Annotated in this window: 26 protein-coding genes; 24 read left to right on the top strand and 2 right to left on the bottom strand. The window is 61.3% G+C overall.

Annotated features, from left to right (window positions below; genetic code table 11):
• The first annotated feature begins 3 nt into the window (after positions 1-3).
• From JHX88_RS12245 to trmB, 22 genes are all read left to right on the top strand, one after another.
• Positions 4-630 (top strand): NADH-quinone oxidoreductase subunit C, encoded by a 627-nt coding sequence (locus JHX88_RS12245; protein ID WP_076523042.1) that lies wholly within the window; start codon positions 4-6, stop codon positions 628-630.
• A 5-nt stretch (positions 631-635) separates the two neighbouring features.
• Positions 636-1,874 carry an NADH-quinone oxidoreductase subunit D gene (locus tag JHX88_RS12240; RefSeq protein WP_076523040.1) on the top strand — a complete coding sequence of 413 codons (1,239 nt, stop codon included), beginning with the start codon at positions 636-638 and terminating at the stop codon, positions 1,872-1,874.
• A 112-nt stretch (positions 1,875-1,986) separates the two neighbouring features.
• Positions 1,987-2,337, top strand: coding sequence for a hypothetical protein (locus tag JHX88_RS12235; protein ID WP_076523038.1), 351 nt, complete (start codon positions 1,987-1,989; stop codon positions 2,335-2,337).
• 7 nt (positions 2,338-2,344) lie between these two features.
• Entirely contained in the window at positions 2,345-3,415 is a 1,071-nt protein-coding gene (gene nuoE, locus JHX88_RS12230) for an NADH-quinone oxidoreductase subunit NuoE (RefSeq protein ID WP_076523036.1), read from the top strand.
• 206 nt (positions 3,416-3,621) lie between these two features.
• A complete protein-coding gene (locus tag JHX88_RS12225; RefSeq protein WP_272848021.1) occupies positions 3,622-4,188 on the top strand; it encodes a hypothetical protein in 567 nt (188 codons plus the stop codon).
• The gene (locus tag JHX88_RS12220) at positions 4,188-4,403 is read left to right on the top strand and encodes a DUF5337 family protein (RefSeq protein WP_076523032.1); all 216 of its coding nucleotides are present in this window, start codon (positions 4,188-4,190) and stop codon (positions 4,401-4,403) included. The genes JHX88_RS12225 and JHX88_RS12220 overlap by 1 nt, the downstream gene beginning before the upstream one ends.
• Before the next feature lie 28 nt (positions 4,404-4,431).
• Positions 4,432-5,727 (top strand): NADH-quinone oxidoreductase subunit NuoF, encoded by a 1,296-nt coding sequence (gene nuoF, locus JHX88_RS12215; protein ID WP_076523030.1) that lies wholly within the window; start codon positions 4,432-4,434, stop codon positions 5,725-5,727.
• 113 nt (positions 5,728-5,840) lie between these two features.
• Positions 5,841-6,257: a DUF5333 domain-containing protein gene (locus tag JHX88_RS12210; RefSeq protein WP_076523028.1), complete on the top strand. Its 417-nt coding sequence runs from the start codon at positions 5,841-5,843 to the stop codon at positions 6,255-6,257.
• An 11-nt stretch (positions 6,258-6,268) separates the two neighbouring features.
• Entirely contained in the window at positions 6,269-8,290 is a 2,022-nt protein-coding gene (gene nuoG / locus JHX88_RS12205) for an NADH-quinone oxidoreductase subunit NuoG (protein ID WP_076523025.1), read from the top strand.
• A gap of 4 nt (positions 8,291-8,294) precedes the next feature.
• Entirely contained in the window at positions 8,295-9,059 is a 765-nt protein-coding gene (locus tag JHX88_RS12200; protein WP_076523023.1) for a hypothetical protein, read from the top strand.
• Positions 9,060-9,077: 18 nt separating this feature from the next.
• Complete coding sequence (gene nuoH, locus JHX88_RS12195) at positions 9,078-10,109, top strand: NADH-quinone oxidoreductase subunit NuoH (RefSeq protein WP_076523021.1); 1,032 nt, start codon at positions 9,078-9,080, stop codon at positions 10,107-10,109.
• 3 nt (positions 10,110-10,112) lie between these two features.
• Complete coding sequence (nuoI, locus tag JHX88_RS12190; RefSeq protein WP_076523018.1) at positions 10,113-10,604, top strand: NADH-quinone oxidoreductase subunit NuoI; 492 nt, start codon at positions 10,113-10,115, stop codon at positions 10,602-10,604.
• Positions 10,601-11,014 carry a carboxymuconolactone decarboxylase family protein gene (locus JHX88_RS12185; protein WP_076523017.1) on the top strand — a complete coding sequence of 138 codons (414 nt, stop codon included), beginning with the start codon at positions 10,601-10,603 and terminating at the stop codon, positions 11,012-11,014. The genes nuoI and JHX88_RS12185 overlap by 4 nt, the downstream gene beginning before the upstream one ends.
• Positions 11,011-11,613 carry an NADH-quinone oxidoreductase subunit J gene (locus JHX88_RS12180; protein WP_076523015.1) on the top strand — a complete coding sequence of 201 codons (603 nt, stop codon included), beginning with the start codon at positions 11,011-11,013 and terminating at the stop codon, positions 11,611-11,613. Before JHX88_RS12185 ends, JHX88_RS12180 begins: the two co-directional genes overlap by 4 nt.
• Before the next feature lie 102 nt (positions 11,614-11,715).
• On the top strand, positions 11,716-12,021 hold the full coding sequence (gene nuoK, locus JHX88_RS12175) for an NADH-quinone oxidoreductase subunit NuoK (RefSeq protein WP_076523013.1): 306 nt from the start codon (positions 11,716-11,718) through the stop codon (positions 12,019-12,021).
• 6 nt (positions 12,022-12,027) lie between these two features.
• On the top strand, positions 12,028-14,133 hold the full coding sequence (gene nuoL, locus JHX88_RS12170; protein ID WP_076523011.1) for an NADH-quinone oxidoreductase subunit L: 2,106 nt from the start codon (positions 12,028-12,030) through the stop codon (positions 14,131-14,133).
• A gap of 1 nt (position 14,134) precedes the next feature.
• Positions 14,135-15,703: an NADH-quinone oxidoreductase subunit M gene (locus JHX88_RS12165; RefSeq protein WP_076523009.1), complete on the top strand. Its 1,569-nt coding sequence runs from the start codon at positions 14,135-14,137 to the stop codon at positions 15,701-15,703.
• A gap of 10 nt (positions 15,704-15,713) precedes the next feature.
• A complete protein-coding gene (gene nuoN / locus JHX88_RS12160; RefSeq protein WP_084202815.1) occupies positions 15,714-17,249 on the top strand; it encodes an NADH-quinone oxidoreductase subunit NuoN in 1,536 nt (511 codons plus the stop codon).
• On the top strand, positions 17,242-18,015 hold the full coding sequence (locus JHX88_RS12155; RefSeq protein ID WP_272848020.1) for a biotin--[acetyl-CoA-carboxylase] ligase: 774 nt from the start codon (positions 17,242-17,244) through the stop codon (positions 18,013-18,015). Before nuoN ends, JHX88_RS12155 begins: the two co-directional genes overlap by 8 nt.
• Positions 18,016-18,018: 3 nt before the next feature.
• Complete coding sequence (locus JHX88_RS12150; protein ID WP_076523007.1) at positions 18,019-18,798, top strand: type III pantothenate kinase; 780 nt, start codon at positions 18,019-18,021, stop codon at positions 18,796-18,798.
• Positions 18,791-20,467 carry a ribonuclease J gene (locus JHX88_RS12145; protein WP_076523005.1) on the top strand — a complete coding sequence of 559 codons (1,677 nt, stop codon included), beginning with the start codon at positions 18,791-18,793 and terminating at the stop codon, positions 20,465-20,467. Before JHX88_RS12150 ends, JHX88_RS12145 begins: the two co-directional genes overlap by 8 nt.
• A 200-nt stretch (positions 20,468-20,667) precedes the next feature.
• Positions 20,668-21,384: a tRNA (guanine(46)-N(7))-methyltransferase TrmB gene (trmB, locus tag JHX88_RS12140; RefSeq protein ID WP_076523003.1), complete on the top strand. Its 717-nt coding sequence runs from the start codon at positions 20,668-20,670 to the stop codon at positions 21,382-21,384.
• A 38-nt stretch (positions 21,385-21,422) separates the two neighbouring features.
• On the opposite strand, the gene bglB is transcribed toward trmB, so the two are convergent.
• On the bottom strand, positions 21,423-22,520 hold the full coding sequence (bglB, locus tag JHX88_RS12135) for a beta-galactosidase BglB (protein ID WP_076523001.1): 1,098 nt from the start codon (positions 22,518-22,520) through the stop codon (positions 21,423-21,425).
• A 54-nt stretch (positions 22,521-22,574) separates the two neighbouring features.
• On the bottom strand, positions 22,575-23,549 hold the full coding sequence (locus JHX88_RS12130; protein ID WP_076522999.1) for a TRAP transporter substrate-binding protein: 975 nt from the start codon (positions 23,547-23,549) through the stop codon (positions 22,575-22,577).
• A gap of 329 nt (positions 23,550-23,878) precedes the next feature.
• Between JHX88_RS12130 and JHX88_RS12125 the strand changes: the two genes are divergently transcribed.
• Positions 23,879-24,379, top strand: coding sequence for a TRAP transporter small permease (locus JHX88_RS12125; protein ID WP_176011387.1), 501 nt, complete (start codon positions 23,879-23,881; stop codon positions 24,377-24,379).
• Position 24,380: 1 nt separating this feature from the next.
• Positions 24,381-25,703, top strand: a complete 1,323-nt coding sequence (locus JHX88_RS12120) for a TRAP transporter large permease (RefSeq protein ID WP_272848019.1) — start codon at positions 24,381-24,383, stop codon at positions 25,701-25,703.

Below are 25,703 nucleotides of genomic sequence, written 5' to 3'. Positions count from 1 at the left end.
CCCATGACAGCCTATCCCGATCTCGACGCGCTGGAACAGCTGGGCGAGCATATCAAGCTGCGCCGCAACAACGAGGTGCTGGACACCTCGATCGAGTTCGACGAGCTGAGCGTGACCAGCACGGTCAGCGGGTTGCTCGACCTGGTGGAATTCCTGCGCAGCGATTCCAGTTGCCGTTTCTCGACGCTGGTGGATATCACCGCGGTCGATTATCCGGCCCGCCAACAGCGTTTCGACGTGGTCTGGCATTTCCTGTCGATGTATCAGAACCAGCGTATCCGCGTGAAGGTCGCGATCCGCGAGGACGAGATCGTGCCGTCCCTGATCAAGATCCACCCTTCGGCCAATTGGTTCGAGCGCGAGATCTTCGACATGTTCGGGATCATGTTCTCGGGGCATCCGGATCTGCGCCGTATCCTGACGGATTACGGGTTCCGCGGCTATCCGCTGCGCAAGGATTTCCCGACCACCGGCTATGTCGAGGTGCGCTACGACGAATCCGAGAAGCGGGTGGTCTATGAGCCCGTCAATCTGACTCAGGAATACCGCCAGTTCGATTTCCTCTCGCCATGGGAAGGGGCGAAATACGTATTGCCCGGCGATGAGAAACCGGCAGAGGGCAAGGGGTGACGACCATGGATGGCGATATTCGCAACAACAGCTATGACGACGGCAGCTCCGATCTGCTGACCGGAGAGCAGAGCATCCGCAATTTCAACATCAACTTTGGGCCGCAACACCCTGCTGCGCATGGTGTTTTGCGTATGGTGCTTGAATTGGACGGCGAGGTTGTCGAACGTTGCGACCCGCATATCGGCCTGCTCCATCGCGGCACCGAAAAGCTGATGGAAAGCCGCACCTACCTGCAGAACCTGCCTTATTTCGACCGCCTCGACTACGTGGCGCCGATGAACCAGGAGCATGCCTGGTGCCTGGCGATCGAGAAGCTGACCGGCACGGTGATCCCGCGCCGCGCCAGCCTGATCCGGGTCCTGTATTCCGAGATCGGGCGGATCCTGAACCACCTGCTGAACGTGACCACGCAGGCCATGGATGTCGGTGCGCTGACCCCGCCGCTTTGGGGCTTCGAGGAGCGCGAGAAGCTCATGGTGTTCTATGAGCGCGCCTGCGGGGCGCGGCTGCACTCGGCCTATTTCCGCCCTGGCGGCGTGCACCAGGACCTGCCGCCCGAACTGATCGACGATATCGAGGCCTGGTGCGACCCCTTCCTGAAGGTGGTGGACGATCTGGACGGGCTGCTGACCGAGAACCGGATTTTCAAGCAGCGCAATGTCGATATCGGCGTGGTGCATGAGCAGGATTGCCTCGATTGGGGATATTCCGGCGTGATGGTGCGCGGTTCCGGCATGGCCTGGGATTTGCGGCGCAATCAGCCTTATGAATGCTATGACGAATTCGATTTCCAGATCCCGGTCGGCAAGAATGGCGATTGCTATGATCGCTACCTGATCCGAATGGAAGAGATGCGGCAATCCGTCAGCATCATGAAACAGGCCATCGCCAAGCTGCGGGCCGAGCCTGCGGGCGATGTCATGGCGCGCGGCAAGCTGGCGCCGCCCAAGCGGGGCGAGATGAAGCGCGACATGGAAAGCCTGATCCACCACTTCAAGCTTTATACCGAGGGCTTCCGCGTTCCAGCGGGCGAGGTTTATGCCGCGGTCGAAGCGCCAAAGGGCGAATTCGGCGTCTACCTGGTCAGCGACGGGACGAACAAGCCTTACCGCGCCAAGCTGCGTGCTCCGGGTTTCCTGCATTTGCAGTCCATCGACTGGATGTCCAAAGGGCATATGCTGGCCGATGTCTCGGCGATTATCGGCACGATGGATATCGTGTTCGGTGAGGTGGATCGGTGATGCCGAGCAATGGCGGATTTCGGGTTCGGCTTTCCGCTTCGTCAGGCATGGGCTATGTTCTGCCAGTGCCGTTCCGGCATATTCGCGGTTTCATGAGTGGCAGGAGGTTTGCATGATCGGGGGAATCGTCAATTTCGTAAGCTGGGCCTTGGCTTTGGGATTGATCGCCATCACCGTGATGCTGGCGATGAACAAGCAATCCGGCCTGAAGCTGATCCAGCACCGGGTCGAGATGCTGCCCCAGGCCATGCTTGTCCGCTATGCCGGACTGACGGCGCTTGCCCTGATCGCCTCCTGGATCGGGGCGCCAAGGGTTCTGTTCGGCCTGCTGGTGGCGATTGCCGTCATCGGTCTGGGCGATACTTATATTTACCGCCGGGCGGGACATCCGTTCTGGCTTCATCTTGCGATCGGGGGGGCTGCCGCATTGGGCGCCTTCCTGTCGCTTTTCGCGATGAGCTGAGGGTTTCATGCTTCGCCGACTTCATCCCGTCCAGCCGGACAGCTTCGAATTCACGCCCGCCAATCTGGAATGGGCAAAGGCGCAGTTGACCAAATACCCGGAAGGCCGCCAGCAATCGGCGATCATACCGGTGCTTTGGCGCGCGCAAGAGCAGGAGGGCTGGCTGAGTCGTCCTGCCATTGAATATTGCGCCGATCTGCTGGGCTTGCCGCATATCCGGGCGCTTGAAGTGGCGACATTCTACTTCATGTTCCAGCTGCAACCAGTTGGCAGTGTTGCTAATATCCAGATTTGCGGCACGACGAGCTGCATGATCTGCGGAGCCGAGGACCTGATCGATCTGTGCAAGCGCAAGATCGCTCCCTCGCCGCATACGCTGTCGGCTGACGGCAAGTTCAGCTGGGAAGAGGTCGAATGCCTGGGGGCTTGCGCCAATGCGCCGATGGCTCAGATCGGCAAGGATTACTACGAGGATTTGACGCCGGAGAAGCTCGAGGCGCTGATCGATGCGTTTTCGGAGGGCAAAGTGCCGCTGCCGGGCCCGCAGAATGGCCGCTTCGCTTCGGAGCCGGCCAGCGGGTTGACCAGCCTGAAGGATCACGGTGGCGAGGGTGGCGATCTGAACGCCAGCGCAGCGCTGGCTCGCGAGTTCGGCGAGACGGTGAAGCGGATTGACGGCAGCGAGGCGCCGATCCTGACGAAATGGCTGAAATCAGACACGAACGCGGTCACTGAACCGGCTCGCGCAAGCACGGAGACCGTCAGCCAGGCTGAAGATATCGGCCGCCGGCCGGAGGGGCTTGACGCCCCGAAAGACGGCGCCGCCGATGATCTCAAACTGATCAAGGGCGTTGGGCCGAAGCTGGAAAAATTGCTGAACAGCCTTGGTTTCTGGCATTTCGACCAGATCGCTTCCTGGGGACAGGACGAATTGGCCTGGGTCGATGCCAACCTTGAAGGGTTCAAGGGCCGCGCCTCCCGTGACGAATGGGTTGCGCAGGCAAAAATCCTCGCCGAGGGCGGTAAAACCGAATTTTCAACCCGCGCCGAACAGGATGACCGTTATGACGAGGAGTGAGGCAACGCTCAGCTAGGACAGGGAGAGAATGAATGCCGACCGCGAATTGCACCAGAAATTGTTGGATTGCCGGAGCCGGACTGGGTTTCCTGGTTTGGATCATCACTGCCGGGATTGGCCCGTTGCGGTGGTTCGAAGGCTTGTTTCTGGGGCTGATCGCCGCGGTCCTGATGGGACGCTTTCTGATATGGCTGCTATGCGACGGCATGCCAGCCGAAACCGAAGAGGAGCGGAGGCCGTTGTCTTCTCCGGCGGCTGAGGGCGCGCAGCATTCAGATGGGGGCGCAACTGCTGTCGGCCTGATGGGAAGCGGCGCTGCACGCAGCATGTCCGGGCAGAACGATATTTACGGTGGGGCATCTGGCGATAAACCCGTCGATAGGAAGAGTATTGTGGCAGGAGCACCTGCCAAGACGGAGAAGGCTCAGCCTGACGCAAAACCTGTCAAGACCAACAAGGCCCAGGCCGATGCAAAACCGGCATCGGCAAAGAAACCGGCCAAAGCCGCGCCCAAGGATCATGGGAAAGTCGACGATCTGAAAGAGATCAAGGGCGTCGGACCGAAGCTTGAAGGGCTGTTACGCGAGCATGGAGTAACCCGTTTCTCGCAGATCGCCGAATGGGGAGAAGACGAGATGGACCATTTTGCCGAACTGATCGGCCGGATGGGCAGTCGCATTCGCAGCGATGACTGGGTCGGCCAGGCTCGCACCCTTGCGCAAGGCGGCGAAACGGAATTTTCGAAGCGCGTCGGAAAGGGTGACGTTTACTGATGGATCACCAGCGCGACCAGGATACGGCACAGATGCGGCTTGCGGCCGTGGTGATCGCCGTGGCGATGGCCGCGTGGCTGGCCATGCAGTGGCTTGGCGGTCACTATGGCTGGGCGGCAAAATGGGCCTACCTGATCGATCTTGCCGCCATCGGCGCTTTTGTCTGGTCGCTGCTTGTGACCTGGCGTATCTGGCGGCGCAGACATGACGCGTAACGCCCGGATGATGAGGAATGAAAGTTAGATGCTGAAAGACCAGGATCGCATATTTACCAACCTCTACGGCATGGGCGACCGCAGCCTCAATGGCGCGAGAAAGCGCGGCCATTGGGACGGCACCGCCGAGATCATCGGCCGGGGCCGCGACAAGATCATCGAGGAAGTCAAGGCCTCTGGCCTGCGCGGGCGCGGTGGGGCCGGTTTCCCGACCGGCCTGAAATGGTCCTTCATGCCCAAGGAAAGCGATGGCCGCCCGGCCTATCTGGTCATCAATGCCGATGAATCCGAGCCGGCGACCTGCAAGGACCGCGAGATCATGCGCCATGATCCGCATACCCTGATCGAAGGCGCCCTGCTGGCCAGTTTCGCCATGGGTGCGCATGCCTGCTATATCTATCTGCGTGGCGAGTATATCCGCGAGCGCGAGGCGCTGCAGGCCGCCATCGACGAATGCTACGATGCCGGGTTGCTGGGGGCGAATGCCGCCGGGTCGGATTGGGATTTCGACTGCTACCTGCATCACGGCGCCGGCGCCTATATCTGCGGCGAGGAAACCGCGTTGCTGGAAAGCCTTGAAGGCAAGAAGGGCATGCCCCGGATGAAGCCTCCTTTCCCGGCGGGAGCAGGGCTTTATGGCTGCCCGACCACGGTGAACAATGTCGAATCGATTGCCGTCGTGCCGACCATCCTGCGGCGCGGCCCCGAATGGTTCGCTGGCTTTGGCCGCCCCAACAATGCCGGGGTCAAGCTGTTCGGCTTGACCGGCCATGTCGAGAATACCTGCGTCGTCGAAGAGGCCATGTCGATCAGCCTGAAGGAATTGATCGAGAAACATGGCGGCGGTGTGCGCGGCGGCTGGAAGAATCTTAAGGCAGTGATTCCGGGCGGTGCGTCATGTCCGATCATTACGGCCGAGCAATGCGAAACCGCGATCATGGATTACGACGGCATGCGGGATCTAAAATCCAGCTTCGGCACTGCCTGCATGATCGTGATGGACCAGTCCACCGATGTCATCAAGGCGGTCTGGCGGCTGTCGAAATTCTTCAAGCATGAAAGCTGCGGGCAATGCACGCCTTGCCGCGAGGGCACCGGCTGGATGATGCGGGTCATGGATCGCCTGGTCCGCGGCGAGGCCGAGGTCGAGGAAATCGACATGCTGCTGGACGTGACCAAGCAGGTCGAGGGTCACACGATCTGCGCCTTGGGCGACGCCGCGGCCTGGCCGATCCAGGGCCTGATCCGCAATTTCCGCGAAGAGATCGAGGATCGGATCAAGGCGAAACGCACCGGCCGCATGGGGGCGATGGCAGCGGAATGAAGGCTGGACGGAACATATCCACATCCGGTCACAGCTTGCGCACGGTGTCGTGTGGGGTCAATCCGGTCTCGCTTTGTTATGGTTCGCGCCATAACAGAACGGAGGCTCGAGCCATGAAAACCACCCGCAACCGTATGGCGGCAGCGCTTGCCGCGACGCTGGCCCTGACCGCGATGCCTGCTGCCGCATTGGAGCCGTTGAGTCAGGAGCGCTACATCAATGATCGGCTGATCGCGGCGCGGATCGCCGACCGCATCCGCCGCGAATGCCCGTCTATCGACGCGCGAATGATCTATGCCTGGTCGCAGGCGCGGGCGTTGAAGAAATACGCTCGCGGCAAGGGTTATTCTGACGCACAGATCGAGGCGTTCCTGGATAGCAGGCCCGACAAGGATCGCATTTATGGCGTGGCCGAGGATTACATGGCCCGCAATGGCGTGACAAAGGGCGATGCAGAGAGTTATTGCCGCCTCGGGCGGGACGAAATAGCAGGGAAGACGGTCACCGGATCGCTTCTGAGTGCCAAGTAAGGATTGCAATGATGGCCGATACGCGGACAATCAAGATCGACGGCAATGAAATCGATGTCGATCCCAATCTGACCCTGATCCAGGCTTGCGAGCAGGCCGGGGTCGAGATTCCGCGTTTCTGCTATCACGAGCGGTTGTCGATTGCCGGGAATTGCCGGATGTGCCTGGTCGAGGTGGTCGGCGGCCCACCCAAGCCCGCTGCGTCCTGCGCCATGCAGGTCAAGGATCTGCGGCCGGGGCCCGAAGGCGCTCCGCCAGAGGTTCGCACCAACAGCCCCATGGTCAAAAAGGCCCGCGAAGGGGTGATGGAGTTCCTGCTGATCAACCACCCGCTGGATTGCCCGATCTGCGACCAGGGCGGCGAGTGCGACTTGCAGGATCAGGCGATGGCTTACGGCGTCGATTTCAGCCGCTATCGCGAGCCCAAGCGGGCGACGGAAGAACTCAATCTCGGCCCGCTGGTCGAGACCCACATGACACGCTGTATCTCTTGCACCCGCTGCGTGCGCTTTACCTCCGAGGTGGCCGGGATCAGCCAGATGGGGCAGACCGGCCGCGGCGAAGACAGCGAGATCACCAGCTATCTGAACGAGACGCTGGCCTCGAACCTGCAGGGCAATATCATCGATCTCTGCCCGGTGGGCGCGCTGGTCAGCAAGCCCTACGCCTTCACCGCCCGCCCCTGGGAACTGACCAAGACCGAGACCATCGATGTGATGGATGCGCTTTGCAGCAATATCCGGGTCGATACCAAGGGGCGCGAGGTGATGCGCATCCTGCCGCGCAACCATGACGGCGTGAACGAGGAATGGATCAGCGACAAGTCCCGCTTCGTTTGGGACGGGTTGCGCCGCCAGCGGCTGGACAAGCCCTATATCCGCGAGAACGGAAAATTGCGGCCAGCGACCTGGCCCGAGGCCCTGACCGCCGCCGCCCGTGCGATGCAAGGCAAGAAAGTAGCGGGTCTGATCGGCGATCTGGCCCCGGTCGAGGCGGCATATAGTCTCAAGACGCTTCTCGAGGGGTTCGGGGGGCAGGTCGAATGCCGCACCGACGGGGCGCGACTGCCCGCGGGCAATCGCTCGGGCTATGCCGGCACGGCGCGGATCGAGGATATCGACAATGCCGCGATGATCCAGCTGATCGGCACCAATCCGCGCGAGGAGGCGCCGGTGCTGAACGCGCGCATCCGCAAGGCATGGATCAATGGTGCACAGGTCGGGCTGGTCGGCGAGGCCGCCGATCTGACCTATGACTATGCGCATGTGGGCACGGATCGCGCCGCGCTGGAAAAGCTCAGCTCGCAAGAGATCAGTGACGAGACCCGCGACAAACCGACCTTGGTGATTGTCGGTCAGGGGGCCATTCGCGAAGCCGATGGCGAGGCGGTTCTGGCTCATGCGATGAAGCTGGCCGAAAACTCCAATTCGAAACTGCTGATCCTGCACAGCGCCGCCAGCCGCGTGGGCGCGATGGATGTGGGGGCTGTGACCGAAGGCGGAATGACTGCGGCCATCGATGGCGCTGAGGTGATCTTCAGCCTGGGCGCCGACGAGGTCGAGATCGCCGAAGGGCCGTTGGTGATCTATCAGGGCAGCCATGGCGACCGGGGTGCGCATCGTGCCGATATCATCCTGCCTGCGGCTTGCTATACCGAGGAGAACGGCCTTTTCGTGAATACCGAGGGGCGCCCGCAGCTTGCCATGCGTGCCAATTTCGCGCCGGGCGAAGCCAAGGAGAACTGGGCGATCCTGCGTGCCCTTTCGGCCGAGCTTGGGCAGACCCTGCCTTGGGACAGTCTTGCGCAATTGCGGCGTGCGCTGGTCAAGACGGTGCCGCATCTGGCCAAGATCGACGAAGTGCCGGAAAACGAATGGCAGCCCTTGTCGCTGGCGGATCTCGGCCGCGCCGATTTCGTCAATCTGGTCAAGGACTTCTATCTTACCAACCCGATTGCGCGCAGCTCGCCGCTGATGGCCGAGCTGTCGCGAATGGCCGCCGCGCGCCAGGCGCCGGCGATTGCTGCGGAGTAACGCCATGTGGCCAGCCCTTCGCCAGCCCGTCAGCCTGAGTGCCGCCCTTCTGGGGCTGGCGCTGCTGACCGGTTGCGGTGCGAGCGATCAACGCCCGCCCAGCAAACCCGAGCATCTGACGACAAGGATAGCGACACCGGGGCAGGGTGACGGCGATACATCGCTGACAAGGGCGCGGGTTTCGACCAAATCGGGCGAGATCCTGATTCTCGAACCGGATGGTGAACTTACCTCGATGGATCTCGACAGTCCCGAGGGGAAGGAAGCCTTCGCGGTTACCGAAGAAGAGCTCATGGCGCTGAACGCCAACCTGGATCTGGACATTCCCAAAGGGATCGTTGCACCGAATCTTCCGCCTCGCAAGACCGCGCAGGAAAAGATGATCGAGGAATTCGCAGCCCGGACCCAACCTGCCTTGCCGACATGGAAAGAAGGCACCGAGATCGACCCCGAGGATTTCATCGGCGTAAGGGTTACGGTGCTGAATGAAGGCAAGGGTGACGATCTGGTCAGCGTGGTCGCGAATCTGCGCGAAGGGGTGGACGCCGATATCGCCTTTTCGTATGCCACCTGCGCGCTGGCAGGTTGGGCCAAGGCCGAGGGAACACATTACGGGCGCCATATCCGCACGTTACAGGATACGCGTAACGGCAAACTGCTGATCGACGCCGCCTTCACGATCTCGGACAAGAAGCCACTGGGGCTGCGGGTGATGGAAACACAAGAGGCCTTGCGTGATTGCAAGGCGCGCGGCATTCCCGCGGCATAAGAAAGAGGGACAGGCGATATGGCTGATTTTTGGGCATCCTCCTGGGGCATCGCGCTAAGCTTGCTGCTACAGGGACTTGCGCTGATCGCCTTTGTGATGGGCTCGCTCATCTATATGGTCTATGGCGACCGCAAGGTCTGGGCGGCCGTGCAGATGCGGCGCGGTCCCAACGTGGTCGGGCCTTGGGGGCTGTTACAGACCTTTGCCGATGCGCTGAAATATATCGTCAAGGAAGTCGTCATTCCGGCGGGGGCGGACAAGTTCGTCTTTTTCCTCGCGCCCTTCCTGTCGATGGTGCTGGCGATGCTGGCCTTTGTGGCGATCCCTTTCGCGCCGGGTTGGGTGATGGCCGATATCAATGTCGGCATCCTGTTCATCTTCGCCGTCTCCTCGCTCGAAGTATATGGCGTGATCATGGGCGGTTGGGCCTCGAACTCGAAATATCCTTTCCTCGGGTCGCTGCGCTCCGCCGCACAGATGATTTCATACGAGGTCAGCCTTGGCCTGATCATCATCGGCATCATCATCTCGACCGGCTCGATGAACCTGACCGCGATCGTCGAGGCGCAAAGCGGTGCGGGGCTTCTGTCATGGTATTGGCTGCCGCATCTGCCGATGCTTGTGCTGTTCTTCGTCTCGGCGCTGGCCGAGACAAACCGCCCGCCCTTCGATCTGCCCGAGGCGGAATCGGAGCTGGTCGCGGGTTTCATGGTCGAATATTCCTCGACGCCTTACCTGCTGTTCATGGCTGGTGAATATATCGCCATGTGGCTGATGTGCGCACTGATCTCGCTGTTGTTCTTTGGCGGCTGGCTGTCGCCCATCCCCGGCATCCCCGACGGGGCGCTGTGGATGTTCCTGAAAATGGTCTTCTGGTTCTTCATGTTCGCCATGGTGAAGGCCATCGTGCCGCGTTACCGCTATGACCAGTTGATGCGGATCGGCTGGAAAGTGTTCCTACCGCTCTCGCTGGCCTGGGTGGTAATCGTGGCGTTCCTGGCAAAATACGAAGTGCTCGGCGGGTTCTGGACCCGTTGGGCGGGGGTATAAGACATGGCTTTCGACATCGCTCGCGCCACCAAGTATTTCCTGATGATGGATTTCATCAAGGGATTTGGCCTTGGCCTGAAATACTTCTTCGCCCCCAAGGCCACGCTGAACTACCCGCATGAAAAGGGGCCGCTTTCGCCCCGTTTCCGCGGTGAGCACGCTCTGCGACGCTATCCGAACGGGGAAGAGCGTTGCATTGCCTGCAAACTCTGCGAGGCGATCTGCCCGGCGCAGGCGATCACCATCGATGCCGAACCGCGCGAGGATGGCAGCCGCCGCACCACGCGCTATGACATCGACATGACGAAATGCATCTATTGCGGTTTCTGCCAGGAGGCCTGTCCGGTCGATGCCATCGTCGAGGGGCCGAATTTCGAGTTCGCGACCGAAAGCCGCGAAGAGCTGTTCTACGACAAGCAGAAGCTTCTGGATAACGGTGACCGTTGGGAAGCCGAGATCGCCCGCAACCTCGCAATCGATGCGCCTTACCGATGACCGATACGTTCAACAAGATGTTCCAGCAGATGATGCAGTCCGGGCAGGAGATGGCGCGCTCCTTCAACCCGGCGCTCGAGCATGTGGATACCAAGGCGTTCGAGAAGCTGATTCCGACCATGCCCTCGGACATGTTGGAAATGTGGTTCGGCAAGACCTTCAACCGCGATGGTCTGGACGCGCGCACCCGGCTGCTGGTAACCATCGCCGCGTTGACCGTGCAGGGCGCCCATGCCGAGCCGCAACTTCGCCTGACCATCCGCCACGCGATCGAGTCCGGGGCCACTCCACGCGAGATTGCCGAGGTCATCTATCAGATGGGGATGTTTGGCGGTATTCCGGCGATGCAGAAGGCGTTGGAAATCGCACAGGGCGTATTCACCGAATCTGACAAGGACGAGACCGAATGATCACTTTCGCATTCTACCTGTTCGCGATCTCTGTCTGCGTGGCTGGCCTGATGGTCGTGCTCTCCAGGAACCCAGTTCACTCCGTATTGTGGCTGATTCTCGCCTTCCTGTCGGCGTCGGGGCTGTTCGTCCTGCAAGGCGCCGAATTCGTGGCGATGTTGCTGATCATCGTCTATGTCGGCGCGGTTGCGGTGCTGTTCCTCTTCGTTGTCATGATGCTGGACGTGGATTTTGCCGAGCTGCGGGGCGAATTCGCCCGTTATTTGCCGCTTGGCGGATTGATAGCCATCGTGCTGCTGGCGCAACTCGGTATCGCGCTTGGTGCATGGGAATCCTCGGAGCAGGCCGAGGCGCTGCGCAGCGCGCCGATCACCGCTGAGGCGATGAACTCCCATGCCATCGGTTTGGTGCTCTATGACCGCTATCTGCTGCCGTTCCAGCTTGCCGGACTGATCCTGCTGGTGGCGATGATCGGGGCGATCACCCTGACCATGCGGCACAGGCGGGATATCAAGCGGCAGGATGTGGTGGCCCAGATGCATCGCGATCCGGCCAAAACGATGGAGATGCGCGACATCAAGCCTGGGCAGGGGCTGTGAAGAATATCGGAGCATGGATAGCGATATTTACCGCGATCATGCTGACGCTATTGTCGGCAAACGGACATTACAACGGGTGAACGACCCGGAGGGACAAGGGCGATGATTGGACTGACACATTATCTGGTCGTGGGGGCGATACTCTTCGTCACTGGCATTTTCGGCATTTTCGTTAACCGGAAGAATGTCATCATCATCCTGATGTCGATCGAATTGATGTTGCTGGCGGTGAATATCAATTTCGTCGCCTTCTCGACCCATCATGGCGATCTGGCAGGGCAGATTTTCACATTGTTCGTCCTGACCGTCGCCGCGGCAGAGGCCGCCATCGGGTTGGCGATCCTGGTTGTGTTCTTCCGCAACCGCGGCTCGATCGCGGTCGAAGACGTCAACGTGATGAAGGGGTAAGGAAACATGGTACAATTCATTCTCTTTGCCCCGCTCTTGGCGGCGATCATTGCCGGGTTCGGCTGGCGCTTGATCGGCGAGCAGGCGGCGCAGTACCTGACCACGGGAATCCTGTTCGTCGCCGCGCTGTTCAGCTGGATCGTCTTCCTCGGTTTCGATGGCGAGATGCGGCAGATCCCGGTCTTCGATTGGGTGGTCTCGGGTGATTTCACCTCGGAATGGGCGATCCGGCTGGACCGACTGACCGCGATCATGCTGGTCGTGGTGACCACGGTCTCGGCGCTGGTTCACCTCTATTCCATGGGCTACATGGCCCATGACGAGAATTTCGACCACGATCAGAACTACAAGGCGCGCTTCTTCGCCTATCTGTCCTTCTTCACCTTCGCCATGCTGATGCTGGTGACGGCCGATAACCTCTTGCAGATGTTCTTCGGATGGGAGGGCGTGGGCGTCGCCTCCTACCTGCTGATCGGTTTCTATTTCAAGAAACAGTCGGCGGGCGCGGCGGCGATGAAGGCCTTCATCGTCAACCGGGTCGGCGATTTCGGCTTCCTGCTGGGGATCTTCGGGCTGTTCTGGATGACCGGAGGGATCCAGTTCGACACGATCTTCGCGCAGGTGCCCGAGCTGGCGCAAGAACAGATGCATTTCCTGTGGCGCGACTGGAACGCGGCCGAGGTTCTGGCGGTGCTGCTGTTCATCGGCGCGATGGGCAAATCGGCGCAGCTTTTCCTGCATACATGGCTGCCCGACGCGATGGAGGGTCCGACCCCGGTTTCCGCCCTGATCCACGCCGCGACCATGGTGACGGCGGGGGTGTTCCTTGTCTGCCGCATGTCGCCGCTGTTCGAATTCGCGCCCGACGCCAAGACCTTCGTGACCGTGATCGGCGCGACCACCGCTTTCTTTGCCGCCACCGTGGGCCTTGTGCAGAACGACATCAAGCGCGTCATCGCCTATTCGACCTGTTCGCAGCTTGGCTACATGTTCGTGGCGGCGGGTGTCGGCGTCTATTCGGTCGCCATGTTCCACCTGCTGACCCATGCCTTCTTCAAGGCGATGCTGTTCCTTGGCGCCGGCTCGGTCATCCACGCGATGCATCACGAGCAGGACATGCGCAATTACGGTGGTCTGCGCAAGAAAGTGCCGCTGACCTTCTGGGCGATGCTGATCGGCACGCTGGCCATCACCGGGGTGGGCATCCCGCTGACCCATATCGGCTTTGCCGGTTTCCTGTCCAAGGACGCTGCGATCGAAAGCGCTTGGGCCGGCAATACCTATGCCTTCTGGATGCTGGTCATCGCCGCCGCCTTTACCAGCTTCTACAGCTGGCGGCTGATGTTCATGACCTTCTGGGGCCAGCCGCGCGGCGATCATCATGCGCATGAGCATGCCCATGAGAGCCCGCGCGTGATGACCGTTCCCCTGGGGGTTCTGGCCGTGGGTGCGATCTTTGCCGGGATGGTCTGGTATCAGCCCTTCTTCGGCAGCCATGATCGCGTCGCCGAGTTCTTCCACATGGGCCATGGCGAAGAACATGCCAGCGCCGAGGCTGAACATGGGGGGGAAGAGGCCGCAGCTACGGAAGAGGGCCATGACGCTGCCGCCGCACCTGCCGAGGGTGAGGGCCACGCCGTCGCCACCGATGTTGCGGCACCAGTCGGCGGGGCGATCTACATGCATCCCGACAACCATGTTCTGGACGAGGCGCATCATTCGCCCGCATGGGTCAAGGTTTCGCCTTTCATCGCCATGCTGGGCGGGTTCCTGGTGGCCTGGATCTTCTATATCCGCAGCCCGGAAGCACCCGCGAAACTGGCCGCGCAGCAGCCAGCGCTGTATCGCTTCCTGCTGAACAAATGGTATTTCGACGAAATCTACGACGTGATTTTTACACGACCTGCCAGATGGTTGGGCCACAAGCTGTGGACGCGCGGCGACGGAGCGGTTATCGATGGCGCCATCAACGGTGTGGCCATGGGAATCATCCCGCGCCTGACCCGCTTTGCCGGTCGGGTGCAATCGGGCTACCTGTTCCATTACGCCTTCGCGATGGTGCTTGGCATCGTGGGCTTGCTGATCTGGGTGATGATGCGGGGAACGCACTGACATGACGAACCTACTTTCGATCATCACCTTCCTGCCGATCGTTGCCGCGCTCATCCTGGCGCTGTTCCTGCGCGGCGATGACGAGGCCGCGCAGAAAAACGCCAAATACCTGGCGCTGATCGCGACCTCGGCGACCTTCCTGATCTCGCTCTTCCTGCTGGCGGGTTTCAATCCGGCGGATACCGGTTTCCAGTTCGTCGAGGATCACCCCTGGATCATGGGGCTGCGCTACAAGATGGGCGTGGACGGGATCTCGATCCTCTTCGTGCTGCTGACCACTTTCCTGATGCCGTTGACGATCCTGTCGACCTGGCATGTCAAGGAAAAGGTCAAGGATTACATGATCGCCTTCCTGGTACTGGAAGGACTGATGATCGGCGTCTTCACGGCGCTGGACCTGTTCCTGTTCTACCTGTTCTTCGAGGCGGGGCTGATCCCGATGTTCCTGATCATCGGGATCTGGGGTGGAAAGAACCGTATCTACGCGGCTTTCAAGTTCTTCCTTTATACCTTCCTCGGCTCGGTGCTGATGCTGGTGGCGATGATCGCCATGTATCGCGCCGCGGGCACGACCGATATTGCCGCCCTGCTGGATTACGACTTCCCGTCCGAGACGGTCCGGGTGCTCGGCTTCACCATTGTCGGCGGCATGCAGACCCTGCTGTTCTTCGCCTTCTTTGCCAGTTTCGCGGTGAAGATGCCGATGTGGCCGGTGCATACATGGTTGCCCGATGCCCACGTCCAGGCGCCGACGGCGGGCTCGGTCGTGCTGGCCGCGGTGCTGCTGAAGATGGGCGGCTATGGCTTCCTGCGCTTCTCCCTGCCGATGTTCCCGGTGGCAAGCGAGTTGCTTCAGCCGCTGGTCTTCTGGATGTCGGCCATTGCCATCGTCTACACCTCGCTGGTGGCGTTGGCGCAGACCGATATGAAGAAGCTGATTGCCTATTCCTCGGTCGCGCATATGGGCTACGTCACCATGGGGGTCTTTGCCGCCAATCAGCAGGGGCTGGATGGGGCGATCTTCCAGATGCTGTCGCACGGGTTCATTTCGGGCGCGCTCTTCCTTTGTGTCGGCGTGATCTATGACCGGATGCATACGCGCGAGATCGATGCCTATGGCGGTCTGGTCAACCGGATGCCGGTCTATGCGCTGGTGTTCATGTTCTTCACGCTGGCCAATGTCGGCCTGCCGGGGACCTCTGGCTTTGTTGGTGAATTCTTGACATTGATGGGTGTGTTCAAGGCCAATACTTGGGTCGCCTTTGTCGCTGCGACCGGTGTGATCCTGTCGGCGGGCTATGCGTTGTGGCTGTATCGCCGGGTGACCTTCGGGGCGCTGATCAAGGAGAGCCTCAAGACCATCTCAGACATGACCCCGCGCGAGAAATGGATTTTCGCGCCGCTGGTCGCGATGACGCTGCTGTTGGGCGTCTATCCGCGACTGGTCACCGATATTACCGGCCCGGCGGTGGAATCGCTGCTGGTCGGATATCACGATGCCCTGCCGCATGACGCGACCGACGGCCTTGCCCCGATGGGTGCTGCCGCCGCGTCCGAGACCAGCCATTGAGGAAAGCCAGATGACCGCGCTCGATTTCTCGACCATCCTGCCCGAGCTGCTGCTGGCCATCTATGCGATGGCGGCGCTGATGGCCGGGGCTTATTTCGGCAAGGATGCGATTGCCAAGCCGCTGCTCTGGGCGAGTGTTGCGGCGCTGCTGATCGCGGGGCTGTATATCGGCTTCAACAGCCGTCCCGCGCAGACCGTCTTCTTTGACATGTTCATCGACGACGCCTTTGCCCGTTTTGCAAAGGTCACCATCCTGATCTCGGCCGCCGCCGTTCTGGCGATGAGCGCCGATTACATGGTCAGGCACGGTCTGATGCGCTTCGAATATCCGATCCTGATCATCCTGGCCGGGATCGGCATGATGATGATGGTTTCGGCGGGCGATCTCCTGTCGCTCTACATGGGGCTGGAACTGCAGTCCCTGTCGCTTTACGTCATCGCCGCGATGCGTCGCGAAAGCGCCAAATCCTCGGAGGCGGGGCTGAAATATTTCGTCCTCGGCGCGCTCAGTTCCGGCCTGCTGCTGTTCGGCGCCTCGCTGGTTTACGGCTTCGCGGGGACCACGAGCTTTGCGGGCATCATCGGCACCGTGAATTCGGGCGAGCTGTCGATGGGACTGCTCTTTGGCCTGGTCTTCCTGCTGGTCGGTCTGGCCTTCAAGGTCTCGGCTGTGCCGTTCCACATGTGGACGCCTGATGTCTACGAGGGTGCCCCGACGCCGGTCACCGCCTTCTTTGCCACCGCGCCCAAGGTTGCGGCGATGGCATTGATCGCGCGGCTGCTGTTCGGCGCCTTCGGCAATGTGCCGGGGGATTGGGGACAGATCATCGCCGCGCTGGCGGTGATGTCGATGTTCCTCGGATCGATCGCCGGGATCGGGCAGCGCAATATCAAGCGGCTGATGGCCTATTCCTCGATCGCGCATATGGGATTTGCGCTGGTCGGGCTGGCCGCGGGGAATGCCGATGGCGTGCAGGCCATGCTGATGTATATGGCGATCTATGCGGCGATGAATGTCGGCACCTTCGCTTTCGTGCTGTCGATGGAGCGTGACGGGCAGCCGGTCACCGATCTGAACAGCTTGAATCAGTTCGCGTCCAAGGAACCGCTCAAGGCATTGGCAGTGCTGTTCCTGATGTTCAGCCTTGCTGGCGTGCCACCTTTCCTTGGCTTCTTCGCCAAGCTGGGTGTGCTTTCGGCGGCGGTCGAAGCGGGGATGGCATGGCTGGCGGTGGCAGGTGTGGTCGCCTCGGTCATCGGCGCCTTCTACTACCTGCGGATCGTCTATTACATGTTCTTCGGGGCAGAGAATGAAGGCATCAATAGCCGCATGGGGCTGGTGCAATATCTCGCATTGATCCTGCCTGCCGCCGTGCTGCTGCTTGGGGCGGTGACCATGCTGGGCATGGACGACGCCGCTGCGACCGCCGCGCAATCACTGGTCGCGCCCGAGAGTGCTGCGGAGGCTGGCGCCACCGGAGGCGGCCCCGATCTTTCTGACGAGGCGCCCGCCGACCCGACACCCGCCGAGGCAACGGGTGGGTGACCCGATCACGGCCGGGTGGCCCGAAGGTGTCGCCCGCCACGTGCTGGAGCGCGTGGACAGCACGAATGCCGAGGCTTTCAGGCTTGCTCCACAGTTGAGTGGCCCCGCCTGGATCATGGCGCGACGGCAAGAGGCGGGGCGGGGTCGCCGTGGCCGTCCCTGGACCGATCCGCCCGGCAATTTCGCAGCGACCCTGATCCTGCGCCCCGAAGGCGGGCCCTCCGATGCCGCCCGCCTGTCCTTTGTTGCGGCGCTGGCACTGCACGAGGCGCTGACGGGACTTTGCGGGCCTCAGCTTAACATTACGTTGAAATGGCCCAATGACGTCTTGCTGAATGGAGGCAAGCTTTCGGGCATCCTGCTAGAGAGCGCGGGCGCAGGAAAACAGATGAGCGCATTGGCCATCGGAATCGGCGTCAATCTTGTGGATGCCCCGGACAGTGCCTCTGTCGAGGAACAGGCGACACGCCCCGTCAGTCTCAAGGGCGAGACCGGGCTGCTGGTCACACCGGAAGAATTGCTGGATGCGCTGGCCCCGGCTTTTGACCGCTGGTGGCGGCAGATGCGCGCCTATGGTTTCGCGCCGATCCGGCAGGCATGGCTGGCGCGCGCGGCGAAACTGGGCGAGACAATCATCGCCCGGACCGGTACAACCCGGACCGAAGGCCGTTTCGACGGCATCGACGACACCGGCGCGTTGATCCTGGCGACGCCCAAGGGCCGGCAGGCGATCCCCGCGGCCGAGATATATTTCAGCGGAGGCTGAGCCATGCTTCTGTGCATCGACACCGGCAATACGAATACCGTGTTCTCGATTTGGGACGGTCGGAAATTCCTGGCGCATTGGCGCATCTCGACCGATCACCGCCGCACGGCGGACGAGTATTTCGTCTGGCTCTCCACGCTGATCGAGGGGCAGAAATTCGGGCTGGAGATCAATGCCTGCATCATCAGTGCGACCGCGCCGCGCGTGGTGTTCAATCTGCGGGTGCTGTGCAGCCGTTATTTCGACACCCGCCCGCTGGTCGTGGGTAAACCCGATTGCCTGTTGCCGGTTCCGCCGCGCGTGGATGCGGGCACCAGCGTCGGTCCCGACCGGCTGGTGAATACCGTCGGCGCATTCGACCGGCACGGGCCAGACCTGATCGTGGTCGATTTCGGCACCGCGACGACCTTTGACGTGGTCGATAAGGACGGCGCCTATATCGGCGGCGTGATCTCTCCCGGCGTCAACCTGTCGCTCGAGGCGCTGCATATGGGCGCGGCAAGCCTGCCACATGTCGATGTGACCATGCCCGCCAAGGTGATCGGCACCAATACGGTGGCCTGCCTGCAATCGGGCATTTTCTGGGGATATATCGGGCTGGTCGAGGGGATCGTCCAGCATATCCGGACCGAGCGTCACCGGCCGATGAAAGTTATTGCGACGGGGGGGCTTGCGCCGCTCTTCGATCAGGGGTTTGACCTGTTCGACACAATCGAAGACGATCTGACGATGCACGGACTAAGATTAATTCACGATTACAACAAGGAGATGGGCAATGGCTGAGCGCCTGATCTATCTGCCGCTAGGCGGCGCGGGCGAAATCGGCATGAACGCCTATGTCTATGGATATGGCGCGCCGGGCAAGGAACGGCTGATCCTCGTGGATCTGGGCGTGACCTTCGGGGACATGGATTCAAGCCCCGGGATCGACCTGATCATGCCGGATCTGACATGGCTGGAGGAAAACCGCGACCGGCTGGAGGCGATCTTCATCACCCATGGCCACGAGGATCATCTTGGTGCGCTCGGGCATCTGTGGTCGCGGCTTGAAGTGCCGGTCTATGCGCGCAAGTTCACCGGGACCCTGTGCCGGCTGAAGCTGGAAGAGATGGGGTTGCCGGCGGATACGGTGAAATTCGTCGATCCGCGCCCGCAGGTGATCGAAAAGGGGCCGTTCTCGGTGCAGTTCATGCCGGTCAGCCACTCGATCCCGGAAAGCGCCGCGCTGATCATCGACACGCCCGCCGGACGCATCGTGCATACCGGCGATTTCAAGCTGGACGAGACGCCAATCGTGGGCGACCCTTTCGAGCCTGCGAAATGGAGCGAAATCGCTGGCGAAGGGCAGGGGGTCAAGGTGCTGACCTGCGATTCGACCAATGTCTTCTCATCCCATCCAGGCCGGTCCGAGTCGCTTCTGGCCGACCCGATCCGCGATTGGGTGATGGAGCAGAAGAACATGGTCGTCGCGACGACCTTCGCCAGCAATATCGCCCGGTTGAAGACGCTTGCCGATGCAGCCATCGCATCGGGCCGCAAGGTCTGCCTGTTGGGGCGGGCGATGCGGCGGATGGTCTCGGTCGGCTTCGAGACCGGCGTGCTGAGTGATTTCCCCGAGACGATCGGCCCGGACGAGGCATCGGATATGCCGCGCGACAAGGTGATGCTGATCGTCACCGGTTCGCAGGGCGAGCGCCGCGCCGCCAGCGCGCAGCTTTCGCGCGGGCGTTACCTGGGGCTGTCGCTGAAAGAGGGAGACAGCTTCCTGTTCAGCTCGAAGACCATTCCGGGCAATGAACGCTCGGTCGGGCGGATCATGAATGCGCTCAGCGAGATGGGCGTGGATGTCTTCGACGATCAGGACGGGCTTTACCATGTCTCGGGTCATGCCAACCGCCCGGATATCGAGAAGATCCACGAATTGCTGAAGCCGCAGGTCGTGATCCCAATGCATGGCGAGCATCTGCATCTGCGCGAACATGTGCAGATCGCCCGCGGCAAGGGAATCGCGGCCGAAATCGCCACGAATGGCACCATGCTGGAATTGACCGGAGACGCGCCGCGCGTGATCGACCAGGTCGAGACAGGGCGGCTTTATCTTGACGGCAATACCCTGATCGGTGCGATGGACGGGATCGTGCGCGACCGTATCCGCATGGCCCTGAACGGGCATGCGCTGGTCAGCGTGATCGTGGACGAGGACGATAACGTTCTGCCCGATGCCTGGGTCGAGCTGATGGGCCTGCCCGAGCGGACCCGTGGCGGCGACGATCTGGCCCGCCATATCGAAACCGAGCTGGCCGAATTCCTGGAAAGCGCCGACAACAAGCTTGTCCGCGATGACAAGAAGATGGACGATGCGATTCGCAAGGTTACCCGCCAGGTCAGCATGGAGGAAATCGGCAAAAAGCCCGAGGTCACGGTGATTGTCAGCCGGTTGACAGCGGACTAGGGCGAGATTCATGATCTGCGTCCCGCGACAGCCGGGGGGTTCACACCCCGTCGCCGGCTGGTTCTCGAACCCGTGGCGCTCCAACCGGCGACCCCCGTGGGATATTTGCATGAAGAAGAAGCGAAGCCTGGTTCGGGGACGATCAACAGGTTTCGCATTATATCCGGTAACGGATACTGCCTGTGCCGAGATGACGAAACATGAGTGACAAGTCGAAATCCGCCTTTGATCCGAACCCGCCGCGCCGCAATTTCTATGGGCGGCGTCACGGCAAGACCCTTCGCCCGAGCCAGAAGGGATACCTGAACGAGGATCTGGGAGAGCTGCGCCCACGCGGGATTTCCGTTCAGGAGAACCCGGAGCGCAGCCAGATCGATCCCAAGGCGATTTTCGGGGACGATCGCTCTGTCTGGATGGAGGTCGGCTTCGGCGGCGGCGAGCATATGGTCCACATGGCCGCAACCTATCCCGAGATCGGGATCATCGGTTGCGAGCCCTTTATCAACGGCGTCGCCATGCTGTTGGGCAAGATCCGGGCGGCGGGGGTCGAAAATGTCTCGGTTCATCCGGGCGATGCGCGGGACCTGATGGATGTGCTGCCCGATGCCAGTATCGACCGCGCCTTCCTGATGTATCCCGATCCCTGGCCCAAGGCGCGTCATCATCGCCGCCGCTTCGTGACGCCGGAACATCTCTTGCCGCTGGCCCGGGTGATGCGTCCGGGGGGCGAGTTCCGCGTGGCGACCGATATTCCCGATTACGTTCGCCAGACATTGGAAGAGGTGCCGCTGGCGGGCTTCGATCTGACCCGCGAGACGGGGGAGCCCTGGGAGGACTGGATCAGCACCCGTTATGAGCAGAAGGCACTGCGCGAGGGCCGCATACCGCATTACGTGACATTTCGCAGGCAGGGCTGACCGGGCCCCGCCTTATCGATGCGATTGCCCGGAACATGTCAGGCCGGAACGTGGTTCAGCGCCTCGACCAGGCAAAGCAGGGTCATCGACTGCCCGTAACCGGTCGGCTGGATCGGGATGTCGCGGTAGAATTGCAGATCCTCGCCCATGCGTGTCCCGTAAGAGACCTGACCGACGACCCCATCGGGGCCGATATGCCGCAGCACCGCCTGCAATGCCCGCGTCCCGCCGGTCTTCCAGTGCTCATTGCCCAGTCCAAGACGATGCCCCTTGAGCAGGGCATAGCCGATGGCGGCGGTGGCCGAGATTTCCTCGTAAGAGGAGGGATCGTCCACCAGCGTATGCCATGCGCCGCTATCGGTCTGGTGATCCAGAAGGGCCTGCAATTGGGCGGTGACGACCCAGGTCAGGTAGCGCCGGACCGCCGGGTCCAGTTCGGTCAGTTCCAGCAGGTCCAGAACCCCGGCGGATATCCATGAATTGCCCCGCGCCCAACGCGCACGGGCGAAATTGTGATTGCCGTCAAAGGTCCATCCGTGGAACCACAGTCCGGTTTCCGCCTCGCACAGGTAATGGGTGTGGATCAGGAACTGGAACCCTGCCTCTTCAACCAGGTCGGGCCGGTTCGCGGCATGGCCATAGCTGGCCAGGAACAGCGCCAGCATGAACAGCGTATCGTCCCACAGCTCACCCTCGTTGATCTTGTCCGAGACGTCATGCTGGAACCCGCCCGAGACCGTGCGCGGCATATCCGCCAGAACGCCATCCGCCCAGTCACGCAGCGGGTGTTCCCAACGCGGATCGCGGGTTTCGCGCCACAGAAGCGACAGCGCCAGCATTGGCGCGGTGGTATTCACGTTGCGGCGGGGCAGGCCCCGTTCGATCTGGCGGGCATACCAGTCCTCCAGCGTGGCGCGGGCAGTTGCGTCGCCGGTTTGCAGCCAAAGCTGGGCCAGACCGTAAAGCCCCACGCCTTGTGGCCATTCCCATGATTCGAAGCTGATGTAATCGCCGGCGGTGCCGTCGAGATTCGGCTCGTCGAACTGCCCTTCGTGGCGCAATGAGCGCAGGCCCTGAACGGTTTGCGAAATTGCCTGTTCAAGTTCGGCGCGGCGAGCGGGGAAATGCATGTTCATCTGGTTCCTGTCCGGATCGCGCGGCCCCGGGGTTTGGACCGGGGCCGGGCAAAATTATTGGCTTTCGATGATCTTGGTCAGCAGCGGTCCGATCTGCGGATCGGCCTTGAATTCCTCGATCAGCGGTTCGACCTTGGCGCGGAAGGGCGCCGGGTCGGGCTTGTTGAAGGTGACACCCTCGGCCTCGGCTTCGGTCACGGCATCCTCGACCGCCTTGGTCCAGAGATCGCGGAAGGATTCGGTCGCGTGAACGGCGGCCTCCTTGACGATCGCCATTTGCTCGTCGCTCAGCTTTTCGGTGGCCGAGTTCGAGATAACCAGGAAATCCGGGATGCGCTGATGCTCGTCCTGCGAGTAGAACTTGGCGACCTCGCCGTGACGGCCGATGGTGAGCGCCGTGGGATTGTTCTCGGCCCCGTCGATCACGCCCTGCTGCAGCGCGGTGTAGATCTCGCCATAGGGCATCGGCGTGGGAGTACCGCCCATCAGTTCGACCATGCGGATAGAGATGTTCGAGTTGATGACGCGAAGCTTCTGGCCCGCCAGGTCCTCGGGCGTCTCGATCGGCTTGGACTTGGTGTAGAAAGAGCGCGCGCCGCTGTCGAAGAAAGTCAGACCGGTAAAGCCGCTTTCCGCGGTGGCCTGATAGACCTCGTCGGCGACGGGGCCGCTCATGACCTCGTAGAAATGGTCTTCATCGCTAAAGATGTAGGGGAGGTTGAACGCCTTGTAGATCGGATTGAAGTTTTCCAGATTGGCGGCGCTGACACGGGTGATATCGACCGCGTTGTTCTGAAGCTGCTCCAGCACTTCGCGTTCCGAGCCGAGAACGCCGTTCAGGAACAGGCGGATCTTCACTTCGCCATCGGTCTTTTCCTCGACCTCGTCTGCGAATTGCTGCAGGGCGACGCTGGTCGGATGATCCTTGGACAGCGAATTGGCGAGTTTCAGATTGACCCGGGCCTCGGCCGCAGCGGCGCTCAGCGCCAGAACCGAGGTCAGCGTGAGCGTGAATTGACGAATATTCATGGTTATTCCTCCCCATTTACCTGGTGGCATCCACGTCGGAGCCGCCACATCTCCCCGGATCGGTCCGAGGTCGTCAGGGCGAGAAATGAAACATCTGAATTTAAGTTTCCACATGTAAATTTTTTGCATTCACATGATTGGCCCGACCAGGGCACGGAAATGACCTGACGCGAAGTCGTGGAAGGGCGATTGTCGAAGGAGTGTGCAATAATATTTCATGTTGTGCGATTAATTTTCATATTGCATCTTCCGCGCCACGGCGGCGCATGCCCGGGGAAGGCCGGACTGCCGTGACGGCATATGCCGATATCCATGGGAGGATACCCTTGTTGTTTCGTATCAAGTCTATTGTCGAGCGCCTGCTGCTCGGGCTTATCGCCAGCCTGCTCGCGATCATGGTCGTGCTGATGCTGTGGCAGGTATTCACGCGCTACGTGCTGTCCACCCCGGCATTGTTTACCGAGGAAACCCTGCGCTTCATGATGATCTGGACGGCCCTTCTCGGCACGGCCTATTGCTTTGGGGCGCGCAAGCACCTGGCGCTGGAACTGCTGCCCAGCATGTGCCCGCCACGGGCAAGACGCCTGTTGGGCATCGTCAATGCGCTGATTACCATCGGCTTTGCGGTCATCACCATGTTCTTCGGCGGCATTCGCGCCAGCAGCTCGGCGATGGAGCAATATTCGCCGATCATGCAGATCCCCATCGGGCTGGTCTACCTGGTCCTGCCGATTTCGGCGGTCCTGATCGTGGTGCTTCTGGCGATAGAGATCGTCGGGCTGATCACCGGCACGGGCCAGACCGATCCGGACCCGCAGGAGACGATGTGAGATGACCGCTTTCCTCGACCTGATGCTCGAGCCGGGTTTCGCCGCTTTCGTGCTGTTCGTCCTGTTCTTCGGGCTTCTGGCCCTGGGCACGCCGATCTCGGTTGCCATCGGCGTTTCCTCCATCGTGACCGGGCTGGCCTATTTCCCGCCCGACGTGATCTATTTCGTGGCCGCGCAGAAGATGTTCTCGGGCATCGACAGTTTCACGCTGCTGGCGATTCCCTTCTTCATCCTTGCCGGCAACATCATGAACAAGGGCGGCATCGCGATCCGACTGATCAACCTGGCCAAGCTGGTCGGCGGGCGGCTGCCCGGGGCGCTGGCGCATACGAATATCATCGCGAACATGCTGTTCGGTTCGATCTCGGGCTCGTCCATCGCGGCAGCGGCGGCAGTCGGCGGAACCATGGGGCCGCTGCAGAAGAAAGAGAATTACGACCCGGCCTTCTCGGCCGCGGTCAATATCGCCTCTGCCCCGACCGGCATCCTGATCCCGCCAAGCGGGCCGCTGATCCTGTTCTCGCTGGTCTCGGGCGGCACCTCGATCTCGGCGCTGTTCGTCGGCGGCTACGTTCCGGGTATCCTGATGGGCCTGTCGGTGATGCTGGTCGCCGGGGTGATCGCCCATCGCCGCGGCTACCGGATCGAGCGGCAGCCCGACATGAGCGAGGCGATGCAAATCGTGATCGGTGCGCTACCGTCGCTGATGATGGTGGTGGTGGTGATCGGGGGCATCGTCATCGGTGCCTTTACCGCGACCGAGGGAGCGGCGGTGGCCGTGCTCTACAGTTTCGGGCTCTCGCTGTTCTACCGCATGGCAAGCTGGCGCGAATATGCCGAGGTGCTGTGCTCTTCGGCAGTGATGACCTGCGCGATCCTGTTCCTGATCGCGACCTCGGGCATCATGTCCTATGTCATGACCGTCGCGGGAATCCCCGACATCATCGCCGAAACGATCCTGACCTTCGACAACCCGCTGATCGTGCTGCTGATCATGAATATCAGCCTGCTGGTCATCGGTTTCTTCATGGACCTGACCCCGGCGGTGCTGATCTTCACGCCGATCTTCCTGCCCATCGCGGGCGAGATAGGCATGGATCCGGTGCAACTCGGGATCATGATGATCTTCAATCTCGGCGTGGGGTCGATGACGCCGCCTGTGGGATCGGTGTTGTTCGTCGGCTGCTCGGTCGCCAATCTGAGGATCGAGCAGGTGGCGAAGCCGCTCTTGCCCTTCCTCGCCGTGCTGGTCCTGTCGCTGATGCTGGTCAGCTATGTGCCAGCGCTGACGCTTGGACTGCCGCGGCTGTTCGGCCTGATGTAA

Origin of the sequence: Paracoccus saliphilus (assembly GCF_028553805.1) — a bacterium.
Taxonomy (GTDB): Bacteria; Pseudomonadota; Alphaproteobacteria; order Rhodobacterales; family Rhodobacteraceae; genus Paracoccus; species Paracoccus saliphilus.
Note: the sequence above shows the minus strand (reverse complement) of the source record. Positions and strands in the feature narration are given on the sequence as shown.